This window comes from Polynucleobacter nymphae (assembly GCF_018882155.1).
Taxonomy (GTDB): domain Bacteria; phylum Pseudomonadota; class Gammaproteobacteria; order Burkholderiales; family Burkholderiaceae; genus Polynucleobacter; species Polynucleobacter nymphae.
The window spans coordinates 1-10,977 of the sequence record NZ_JACVPA010000003.1; the positions used below are offsets into that span (position 1 = coordinate 1).

Below are 10,977 nucleotides of genomic sequence, written 5' to 3' on the forward strand. Positions count from 1 at the left end.
TTACCAACACCAATACCTACACTGGTACTACCACCATTAACGGTGGCACCTTAGCCTTAACTGGCACTGGCTCAATCGCCACCTCATCTAGCATTATTAATAATGCGATATTTGATATTAGCGGTGCTACGACTGGTGTCTCAATTGTGAGCTTGGCAGGTAACAGTGCTGGCTCGGTACTCTTAGGCAATACTGCTTTGACCATCAGCGACGCTCATGACACCTTTAACGGTGTGATCAGTGGCGCTGGCAGCGTAACCTTGACAACGGGTACTGAGGTATTTACCAACACCAATACCTACACTGGTGGCACGACTATCAATGGCGGTACGCTAGCATTAGGCGCCAATAATGTATTGGCAGATATCGGAGCAATCACCGTTGCTGGCGGCACCTTAGCGATGGGTGCTTACAGCGATACTGTTGGTGCTGTGACCGTATCAGCTGGCTCTATTACAGGCACAACGGGTGTACTTACCGGTAGTAGTTATGACGTTACCAATACCACTGGTATTAGCACCGTTTCCGCTATCTTGGCCGGAACTGCTAACCTCACTAAGAGCGGGGCAGGTACCTTAACCCTGGGCAACGCTAATACTTACACTGGTACAACAACGGTTAATGGCGGTACTCTAAACGTCACCGGTACTTTATCGGATAGTACTGCAGTGACTGTGGCTAGTGGCGCTGCTTATGTTGTCAATACTGTTGATACTGTGGCTTCGATTACTGGTGCCGGTAGCATCACCTTGAACTCTGGACTGACTTCAGGTACTGCCGCTGATACCACCTTTGCCGGTGTAATTGGTGGAACTGGATCATTTACTAAAGTAGGCTCTGGCACATTAACCTTGTCGAATAACAATACCTACACTGGCGCTACGACAGTGAATGCTGGAACCTTAAATGTTACCGGTGCTTTACCTGACAATACGGCAGTAACTGTCGCTAGCGGCGCAACCTATATTGTTGGCGCTACTGATACAGTAGGTTCAATTTCTGGTGCGGGGCATGTTGTGCTTACTGCCAACCTCTCTGCAGGCAATGCTACGGATACCATCTTTACTGGTGTGATTAGTGGTCCAGGATCATTTACTAAAGTTGGCACAGGTAGCTTAACTCTTACCAACACCAATACCTACACTGGCGGTACCACGATTAATGCCGGTACGATTGCGTTGGGCGCTAATAATGCCTTGCCTAGCGGTGATGCAATAACTATTGATGGTGGAAGCTTAGCAATGGGTGCCTACAGCAACACAGTAGGTGCCGTAACTTTATCTGCAGGATCAATTACTGGCACTACTGGCGTGCTCACCGCTACTAGCTACAACATCACTAATAACACAGGTGCTACTGCGATCTCAGCGATCCTAGCTGGTAATGCCAACCTCACGAAGAGTGGGGCAGGAAGCTTAACCCTGTCTGGTGCGAATACCTATAGCGGTACAACGACCATTAATGGTGGTCGCTTAATTATTAGTGCTGATAATAATCTAGGCACTGCGCCATCAACAGTAACCCCAAGTTCCCTCATCTTCAATAACGGAACTTTAGAAACCACTGCAACCTTTACCTTAAATGCAAATCGTGGAATTAGTTTATTGGGTGCTGGCACTATTATTGTCGACAGTGCTACGGTTTTGACCTATAACGGCGTGATTGCTGGCCCCGGTGATTTCACAAAGAGTGGTGGTGGAACACTTATATTAGGCGGTGCCAATACTTATGTCGGCGCTACTAGCCTTGCCGCTGGTACATTCAACATAACGGGCTCATTGGCAGATGTGGCTAATATTGATCTTGCAAGTGGCACAACTTACATCGTTGGTCAGGCAGATACGATTAACTCAGTAACAGGTACTGGTTCAGTCTTATTGGCAAGCAACTTAACCGTTGGTAACAGTAATACCGACTTTACTTTTGGCGGGGCATTTAGCGGCGCTGGCTCATTGATCAAGGTTGGAACGGGCTCAATGACCTTAGCAGGTAGCAGCACCTACACTGGTAATACGGTTCTCAACGCTTCCACCTTAATTCTGAATAACGCTACCGCATTGGGCAGTAGCGCTGTGATCTCTACAGCCGGTAATTTACAAATTGGTAGTAATGTTGTGTTGACCAGCTTGCATGTCACAGGACCTATCACGATTAGCAGTTCAATTAATACGAGTGGCGCTCAAGTCTATGATGGCGCAGTCACCATTGCTGCTGCAGCTGACCAAACAGCAAGTCTAATTGATTACAACAATGCCGCGTATAGTGCATCTGGCATTAATCTTAATACTAACAATGCAGCGATTACTTTTAACAGTACCATTAATGCTGCTTCTGCGAAAAATCAGTCTCTCGCAGTTAATGCTGGTAGTGGCACCGTCACCATCGGTGCAAGCGTAGGCTCAATCTTGCCATTGCAAAACTTCAATGTCACTGCAGCCAACATTCGGCTCTTGGCTGACGTGAAAACCAGCAGTCAGCAGAGCTACACCGGTACAACTGTTCTTGGTAGTAATGGTGTAGTTGGTTTCTTGTACTCTGAGTTCGTTAGAAGTACACGCCCATCCGATAAATTTACGATTTCTGATGTAATGTTAACTCGCACCTTTATCTCGAATGACCCAATGGTGCGCTTTGTTGGCACAGTCAACCCTGAAAAGGCAGGTTATAGCTTGCTGATTGCTGCAGTTTATAACGGCTTTGTCAATGGCGACCCAAATAAGCAACCTAGAATCATCTTGAACGGCTTAGTAGGCAATCTTATCCCGTTCTACTCAGTCAACCTCCAGGCTATCAGTACAGATGATGTATTTGCTTTAAATCCAAGCGTAGGTACTATTAGCGTAGTAGGTGTCGAGACCACGGCAACTCAAAACTATAGCGCCGATCAAGTTGCCATTTTGGCTGGTGGTACATCAACGGTAGCAACATTTAGAGCAAGCCAGCCTGGAAATATTGTTTTTGATACTGGCAGAGTGAATGGTGCTTTTAATGTAACGGCTGATGGTGCTGTAACAGGAATCATTATTGATGGCATAACAAGCTTTACTTCGGGCGTTAAGTTGCCCGGTGTGAGATTCCCAGTTCGTGAGGCTGAGGCTGCCAGAGCTGCAGCTGCGGCTGCAGCTGCAGCTGCAGCTGCAGCATCGGGCGGTAATCTTGCTGCAGTATTAAAAGTAGATATGATTGTTGCCGAAAGTAGCCCAAGCAAAGCCAGTTCAAAAGTGACTGTTTCCATGAGTGATACATCATCAGATGGTGATGATGTTGATTCAGATAGCGCTTCCTCCTCGAGTAGCAGTGGATCAAGTAAAGCTAGTGGTGGAGTTCCAGGAAGCAAATCTAAATCAGCAGGCAAGAAACTTGGCTATGACGGTGATGACCCTAACTATGACCCAGATTCTAGACTTACAGATCAGCCAGATGAGGTCAGCTTGGATAAGCCTGACCCTGTCATCAATAATGCATTAGAGGGTGCTAATATGAAGTGCTTAAAGGACGCTGATAGTTGCCTGTAATCTAAACAATATGCGCAATGACGATTAAACAATTCAACGCCACCTATTTAGCGCATGATGATCGCTTACTATTTCGCTTTAATACAGCGGAGGATACCGAGTTTTGCTTTTGGTTTACCCGTCGGGTTACTTTGTTCATCTTGGCAGCAACCTCCCATCTGCTCGTCAAGAATCTCGAGCAGACCCATAGTCCAGAAGTAGCAAAAGCAATTGCAGAGTTTGGTAAAGAAGCAGTACAAGTGGAGAAGGGTGCTACTAGCGATGGTCAGGCCAACGCTTATCAGCCTGCAAATAACTATCCACTCGGCGCAGATCCTATCTTGGTGATGGATGTTAAATGCGCCCTCGAGAAACAAGGCTCAGAAGACGTGCTCTCTTTGGATTTGGTGCTACCTGGTGGCGCCAATATCAACCTCAAGATGGCGGGCACCACATTACAAGCAATGTGCCTGTTGTTAAATCAATTGCGTGAGCATGCTTCTTGGGGTCCAGTACCGCAGGTGCAAGATGTTGCTGCTACAGCACCAGCGCATAATGTTAAAGACAATAAACCACTAATGCATTAGAACGGTAGTTTCGCATCTGGCTTAGCAGCCAATAAGACAGCCTTAAATTCTGCCTGAATACGTGCAATCGCAGCATCGCTATCTGCTTCAAAGCGCATCACTACTACTGGCGTAGTGTTTGAAGGTCTTGCTAGACCAAAACCATCGGCATATTCCACGCGCACACCGTCAATCGTATTAATCGATTGTGAAGTTGGGAACTTGGCATTAGCCTTGATGGTCTCTAGCAGCGCAAAAGGTTCACCTTCAGCGCAAGCCAGTTGTAATTCAGGGGTACAGATAGCATTAGGTAAGTCATTCAATGTTTGATTAGGATCTTTCTCTTTAGAAAGGATCTCTAATAAACGAGCGCCGGTATATAAGCCATCATCAAAACCAAACCAACGGTCTTTGAAGAAGATATGGCCAGACATTTCACCGGCAAGAGGCGCGCCAGTTTCTTTAAGTTTGGCTTTGACTAAAGAGTGACCTGTTTTCCACATCAAAGGCTCACCACCATGCTGCTTAACCCAAGTCGCTAGATTACGAGTGCACTTCACATCATAAATAATCTGACCACCCGGATTGCGAGAGAGTACATCTTTAGCAAAGAGCATCATTTGACGGTCAGGGAAAATCACTTGACCATCCTTGGTTACCACGCCAAGACGATCAGCATCACCATCAAAGGCGAGGCCGAGTTCATTATCGGTAGTCTGTAAGTTCTTGATGAGATCTTTAAGATTCTCAATATGCGCAGGGTCTGGATGGTGATTCGGAAAGTGGCCATCAACTTCGCAAAAGAGCTCTTGTACTTCGCAGCCTAAAGCTCTAAATAACTTACCGGCGAAGGCGCCACCTACACCGTTACCGCAATCAACCACAATCTTCATGGGGCGGGCTAGCTTGACATCACTCACAATGCGTTCTAAATACATTGGGAAAATATCAAATGTACTTCTAGTGCCTTGACCAGTTATAAATTGTTTAGCTTCAATGCGCTTACGCAAACCCTGGATTTGGTCACCATAAATGGCAGCACCCCCCAGAACCATTTTGAAGCCGTTGTAATTCGGTGGGTTGTGACTGCCCGTAATCATGATGCCGGACTTGGGTTTCTTACCGTTGATCACTTGGTTAGCGCCAAAGTACACCATGGGTGTAGCAACCATACCTAGATCAATCACATTAATGCCGGTAGACAAGAGACCTTCAGTTAGCGCTTCGATTAAGACGGGGCCAGATAAGCGACCATCACGTCCAATGACGATCTCGGTTTCTCCAAGCTCACGCATCTCTGTACCAAAAGCTTGGCCAATGAGTTTGGCAATGGATGGCTCTAAAGTTTCGTCAATAATGCCGCGGATGTCATAAGCTTTGAAAATAGATGGCGATAGCTGCACGGTAAGTCCTGATATTTAATATATATTAGTGAGCAATTTCAATAATGGAATTTAAGCCATCACATGCTTCTTGAAATAGGGCAGGCGGAAGTGTTTTCCAAGGGTGTGGCCTTGCATTACGTAAACGCCAATCAAAGGACTTTGGTTGGTGTGTCAATATATAGACTGGGTCAGCTTTGCCAGTCGAGAACTTAATTGCAAATGGGTTTGTTTCATTGGACTTGGCATGGGTCATTGGAAGCCCAATTACAAGGCCAGTTTTTTCATTGAATGGTTTTGGGGAAATAACAAGCATTGGGTGCTCATCTTTCATTTCTTTTCCTGATTGGGGATTGAAATTAATCCAAATCATATCCCTACGCTCAGGAACCCATAGCCTTAACTTTTCCATCATTAAATGATCTCTTTTCCAATGGGTTGTGTATCCATGATTTCTCCGCCATGTTGTTTTGGATCAAAGGCCTTTAGTTTTTGACTAAGACTTAACTTTGGCTTTCCCACAACCCTGAGGAGGACGCCGTTTTTCACAACTTCTACTGTAATTGGCATACCTTGAGAAAGGTGGGCTGCTTTAGCAACCGGAGAGGTAATCCTCACGCCTAAGCCATTACCCCATTCCTGAACTGTTTGTTCTACTTTTAGTGCTGGAGCCATAAATTACCTCCCTATACATGTATAAACAAGTTTAAACATGTAATGATTGGATGTCAAGAACCCCGCTAAAACAGGTTTTTGCTAGGTATTTAATAAATTAATACGTGCGGCAGTGACAGCATCAATATTGTTATTGGCTTCTAAGTGAGAAGCATCAAGCAGGGCTTTCTCAATCGGCTTAGCGAGTACTTTGCCAAACTCCACCCCAGGTTGGTCAAAGCTATTAATGTTCCAAAGCGCGCCAAGACTGGCTGCACGGTTTTCATAGAGAGCAAGTAGGGCGCCGAGATAAAAAGCATTGAGTTCTGGTAGAAGCAACAAGTTGCTTGGACGATTGCCGGGATAAACATCGTTTGGATTATCAGCCTTCTTGCCATGCGCTAAAGCCTGGGCTTGAGCTAAACAATTGGATAGCAAGATGCGGTGATGCGCTATAGCCTCAGGGCGATCACTCATCGGCTTACGCACTGCAATAAAATCAATGGGCACGACATCGCTACCTTGATGAAGCAACTGAAAATAAGAATGTTGTGCATTGCTGCCAGCACTACCAAATACGACTGGTGATGAGTGTTTTACCGGTTTGCCCTGACGGTCAACCGACTTGCCATTACTCTCCATATCAAGCTGTTGCAACCATTTTGGGAACCAATCTAGCGCATCCGCATAGGGGATAGCCGCATAGGCCTTAATGCCCAGAGTTTCTTGTTGATGTAATAAAGCCAAGGCCATGATGACCGGCAGATTTTGTTCTAGAGGTGCATTCTTAAAATGCAAATCCATTGCATGCGCACCCGCTAAGAATTGTTCAAAAGTCTTAAAGCCATATTGCAAAGCAATCGGCAGACCTACCGCAGACCAAACGGAGTAGCGACCGCCCACCCAATCCCAAAATGGGAAGATATTGTCTTCCTCAATGCCAAATGCTTTAGCAGTTGGAATGTTTGCAGTCACTGCAAATAAAGAATTGGCAATTTGTCCTTTAGTACAGTCATTATCTTTGAGCCAATTGACTACCGCCTTAGCATTCATGGTCGTCTCTAAAGTAGTAAACGACTTTGAAACAATAATGATGCGGGTGCTATTGGGTTGAGCGCGATCCAGAATGCGGGCTAGCTCAGCAGTATCGATATTGGCTAAGAAGTGCATGCGCATGCCACGGCTCTCAATGCCTGGAACATGGGCTAAGGCCTCTATTGCTAGGCGAGGGCCAAAGTCAGATCCGCCAATACCAATATGAATGACATCAGTAACACCCACCCATTTATTACAGAGCGCTTCAATGCGACGCCATACATCGGTAATAGCTGGCATGACATCTTGCCCATCTAACATGACGGGTAATTTAGAAAGATTACGCAGCGCAGAATGAAGAGCAGGGCGATCTTCGCTTAGATTAATATGTTTACCAGCAAACATGTCGGCAATAAAACCTTCAAGCTTGGATTTGCGAGCGAATGAAAATAACTTATCCCACTGCGCTGCACTGATATTTTGATAAGCGGTATCGAGCACCACATCGACGGCTGTATGGGTGCTAGCAGCGATATTTTCTGAGTTTTGCAGGGGGCTAGAAGACATAGCCTGATTTTATCAAGAAGGGCTACTAAATCCTCTAAAACACTGAAAATGCTAGGAATTCGGTATATTCCTACTAATGAATATAAAGCGGGACAAATAGATGGAGCAAGTTGACTGTGTTGTGATCGGCGCTGGGGTAGTTGGCCTTGCCGTAGCTCGAGAGATGGCGCTCCAAGGCCGAGACACGATCTTGCTAGAAAGAGAAGGCTCTTTTGGCACGATTAGCAGTGCTCGTAATAGCGAAGTTATTCATGCTGGTATCTACTATCCTAAGGATTCACTCAAAGCAAAATTGTGTGTTGAGGGTAATCGACTCCTCTATGAGTATTGCCGCACACATCAAGTAGGTACCCAAGCGTACGGTAAATTGATCGTCGCTGATGAATCCCAAATTAACGATCTACAAGCGATTCTCTATAAAGCACAAAATAACGGTGTGCCAGAAATCAAGATGATTACGGGTGAAGAGGCAAAGATACTTGAACCTAAACTCACATGTTCTGCAGCAATACTCTCTGAAAGCACTGGCATTGTAGATAGTCATGGTTTTATGCTTTCACTGCTTGGTGGCTTTGAAGATGCGGGCGGTATGATCGCCTACCATTCGCCACTCATGAGTGCAAAGCCCATTGGAAAAGACGCAGAGGGCGGTTTTGAATTAGAAATCGGTGGCTCCGATGGGATGAAAATCAAAACCAAAATCTTCATTAACTGTGCCGGTATGAGTGCGCCTGCAATTGCACAAAAGATTGAAGGCTTAGAAAAGAATCAAATACCGAAGGCTTATTTTGCTAAAGGGAATTACTTTTCGCTCTCGGGCAAATCACCATTTTCTCATTTGATTTATCCCATCCCAGAACCTGGTGGTCTTGGGGTGCATCTCACTTTAGATATGGCTGGACAAGCGAAGTTTGGTCCCGATGTGGAATGGCTTGATGTAGAACGCGAAGAGCAAATTGATTACACGGTAGATACAAAAAGAGGAGAAGGCTTTTATGCAGCTGTGAGAAAGTATTGGCCCGAGCTTAAAGACAACTCCTTACAGCCAGATTATTCCGGAGTGAGAGCCAAAATAGTCCCACCCAATACCCCAGCAGGCGATTTCTGTTTCAACACCCCGCAGGACCATGGACTGCAAGGACTCTACAACTTGTATGGCTTTGAGTCCCCAGGATTAACCTCCAGTATTGCCATTGCCAGGTATTTAGAAGGAAAAATCAAAAATTCCTTATAATCTAGGGCTGAAATCGCAAATGGAAGAGTGGCAGAGCGGTTGAATGCACCAGTCTTGAAAACTGGCGAGGATGAAAGTCCTCCGTGAGTTCGAATCTCACCTCTTCCGCCACTTGTCAAGGGTTTATATGGGCTCGGCGTCAAATCCACTCAATTTCCCCAAATTTTCCCCACACAACCCTTATTCCTTGAATCTTTCCCTAGTAAGTGGTTGATTCTCAAGCTTATCGCCTGGCGCAACGCTCGCTGAGCGTCTATGACGCTCCTCATCAACTGAGGCCACCTCAAAGTCCCTGGCACGCTGCAGCTCGAGCTCCTTGGCTTCGGCTAGCTTGGACGCAGGAATGACCTTACCGTCCTTAATAAGACGCTCCAGTTGGAATTGCTTAAAGGTTTGAGTTTTAATCTTGCCAGCGAATTGGGTATCGCTATTGTCTGAGCTATCGAAATTCATAATGTAATTAAACCTTAATTAGGGGGGTGCCCCCTTATGTTTTTCTCAGGGACTAATTTGGCGACCCCCATCCCCCAAAATCTATAGAAAGAGGACCCATTTTCCCCTTACACTTGAATGCAGACAAATGATTCTGATTTTTATAGAAAACAAAAGATGAGAAATGACATAACAAAGTCTGGCTTAATCATTGGTGCAATCACATGGCTAATTTGCATTATCTTGGCCATCAATGAGATGGCCTGCCTCAAACATGGCTCCATATGCGGAGGTTTTGATATGTTGCTATTTGGATTTATCGCAATAGGAATGCTTGCGCCTGCCTATGTAGCTGCTTTAATTTTTTCAAGCTCATCCGGTTCAAGAAAATGACTAAAGATTATTACCGAACACTTGGTGTTTTAGATGATGCAGAGGATATTGTTATTCGTGCTGCATATAAAGCGCTAGCGCAGCGTTACCATCCTGATAAATGGGCTGGTGATAAGGGTGAGGCAACCCGACGAATGGCTGATATTAACGAGGCCTTCGAAATACTATCGGACCCAGTCAAAAGAAAAACATATGACTCTACAAGGGTCAAAAATCAGTTTGAGGAAGAAGATCTTGAAAATGAAGAGGAGCTACTCTCATCGGTAGAGCGTGACTGGAGCAAGGTTTGCGAATACTTCCCTGATTTAAGAGATATAGGACTGGGATTAGCAAGAATATCCAAATCCTTAGAATACACATATAAGATAACGCTTTTAGAAAGAAAGAATTTTGATGAGCGAAAAAAATATGCTGAAGCGTTGGAAAAATATTACCTAGAAAAATACTTCGGTACAAATGAAGAAATTATTAAATTTTCAAAAAAATTAATTCTAGGAAAGCATAAAGATGCGGCAAAAGAATTAAATGAAGTTGTTCGTCTGCTTGGTCAAGGAATAGAGCCAAAGACTGTAATTGAAAAAATAATCCAAAAGTTTAATTTGAAAAATTTTATGAGTGCGATTGTATATGCACAATATGTTTTGGACGGAAGAAATGACTTAGAAAATGTTAATTTTTTAGAGTTCCTTGGTTGTAGAGTAGACGTTAAATTTATGAGTTTTCAAGTCTGTTACGGGGATATTAATAAATCATTAAGCATCGGGGAGTTTAATAAATTAAGCCATGCTGTTGCGGAGGACTTTCTGAAAACCCTCTCTGTTGGCATAATTCATAATCATCTAACTAAAGTTAAATAAGATGGGTACAAGATACGAGGCTACCTGTAGGAACTGTCATCACGAGTTTGAGTTAGTGAAGGGCGGTGGTTGGCTCTGGCATCAAAAGGTATGTAATACCTGCGGTAAGGATATAAAAATTCCACGTCAAGCCCCAGTAGATTGTGAAGATGGTGTAACTCTGACTTACTTGGAGCTAGTTAAGCATTTGGCAGATGGCCCCTCTAAGTGGTCAAGGAAGGGCGGTACCTTTGAAGTGAACTGCTGTCAATTTAGGTCCACTACTTGAGAGAGTTTTTCTATAGTAAATCATTGCAGCATCATAGGTTGATTCTGGATGATTCTGGGTACTTGTGCCTGGGGTGCTGGTGGTCTGTAATCCAA

At 44.7% G+C, this 10,977-nt stretch carries 10 protein-coding genes and 1 tRNA gene; 6 read left to right on the plus strand and 5 right to left on the minus strand.

Annotated features, from left to right (window positions below; genetic code table 11):
- Together ICN29_RS10510 and ICN29_RS10515 are read left to right on the plus strand one after the other, a co-directional pair.
- On the plus strand, positions 1–3,515 hold a 3,515-nt coding region (locus tag ICN29_RS10510), incomplete at its 5' end, for a beta strand repeat-containing protein (protein ID WP_216132989.1).
- Positions 3,516–3,532: 17 nt separating this feature from the next.
- A complete protein-coding gene (locus tag ICN29_RS10515) occupies positions 3,533–4,081 on the plus strand; it encodes a hypothetical protein (RefSeq protein ID WP_215314367.1) in 549 nt (182 codons plus the stop codon).
- Here ICN29_RS10515 and ICN29_RS10520 read toward each other — a convergent pair.
- The 4 genes from ICN29_RS10520 to pgi form a co-directional block, all read right to left on the minus strand.
- Positions 4,078–5,463 (minus strand): phosphomannomutase/phosphoglucomutase, encoded by a 1,386-nt coding sequence (locus tag ICN29_RS10520; protein ID WP_216132990.1) that lies wholly within the window; start codon positions 5,461–5,463, stop codon positions 4,078–4,080. The two genes, ICN29_RS10515 and ICN29_RS10520, sit on opposite strands and share 4 nt — an antisense overlap.
- 25 nt (positions 5,464–5,488) lie before the next feature.
- Positions 5,489–5,857, minus strand: a complete 369-nt coding sequence (locus tag ICN29_RS10525) for a type II toxin-antitoxin system PemK/MazF family toxin (RefSeq protein WP_323483806.1) — start codon at positions 5,855–5,857, stop codon at positions 5,489–5,491.
- Complete coding sequence (locus tag ICN29_RS10530; protein ID WP_216132991.1) at positions 5,857–6,117, minus strand: AbrB/MazE/SpoVT family DNA-binding domain-containing protein; 261 nt, start codon at positions 6,115–6,117, stop codon at positions 5,857–5,859. The genes ICN29_RS10525 and ICN29_RS10530 overlap by 1 nt, the downstream gene beginning before the upstream one ends.
- A gap of 81 nt (positions 6,118–6,198) precedes the next feature.
- Positions 6,199–7,698 (minus strand): glucose-6-phosphate isomerase, encoded by a 1,500-nt coding sequence (gene pgi, locus ICN29_RS10535; RefSeq protein ID WP_216132992.1) that lies wholly within the window; start codon positions 7,696–7,698, stop codon positions 6,199–6,201.
- Between the two features lie 100 nt (positions 7,699–7,798).
- Between pgi and ICN29_RS10540 the strand changes: the two genes are divergently transcribed.
- Positions 7,799–8,932 (plus strand): NAD(P)/FAD-dependent oxidoreductase, encoded by a 1,134-nt coding sequence (locus tag ICN29_RS10540; RefSeq protein WP_216132993.1) that lies wholly within the window; start codon positions 7,799–7,801, stop codon positions 8,930–8,932.
- Positions 8,933–8,953: 21 nt separating this feature from the next.
- Positions 8,954–9,043: transfer RNA gene (locus ICN29_RS10545), tRNA-Ser, on the plus strand.
- A 69-nt stretch (positions 9,044–9,112) separates the two neighbouring features.
- Here ICN29_RS10545 and ICN29_RS10550 read toward each other — a convergent pair.
- Positions 9,113–9,385 (minus strand): hypothetical protein, encoded by a 273-nt coding sequence (locus ICN29_RS10550; protein ID WP_216132994.1) that lies wholly within the window; start codon positions 9,383–9,385, stop codon positions 9,113–9,115.
- Positions 9,386–9,502: 117 nt separating this feature from the next.
- On the opposite strand from ICN29_RS10550, the gene ICN29_RS10555 reads away from it, so the two are divergent.
- Both ICN29_RS10555 and ICN29_RS10560 read left to right on the plus strand, forming a co-directional pair.
- Positions 9,503–9,757, plus strand: a complete 255-nt coding sequence (locus tag ICN29_RS10555) for a hypothetical protein (protein ID WP_216132995.1) — start codon at positions 9,503–9,505, stop codon at positions 9,755–9,757.
- Positions 9,754–10,614 carry a J domain-containing protein gene (locus ICN29_RS10560; protein ID WP_216132996.1) on the plus strand — a complete coding sequence of 287 codons (861 nt, stop codon included), beginning with the start codon at positions 9,754–9,756 and terminating at the stop codon, positions 10,612–10,614. The genes ICN29_RS10555 and ICN29_RS10560 overlap by 4 nt, the downstream gene beginning before the upstream one ends.
- Positions 10,615–10,977 lie beyond the last annotated feature (363 nt).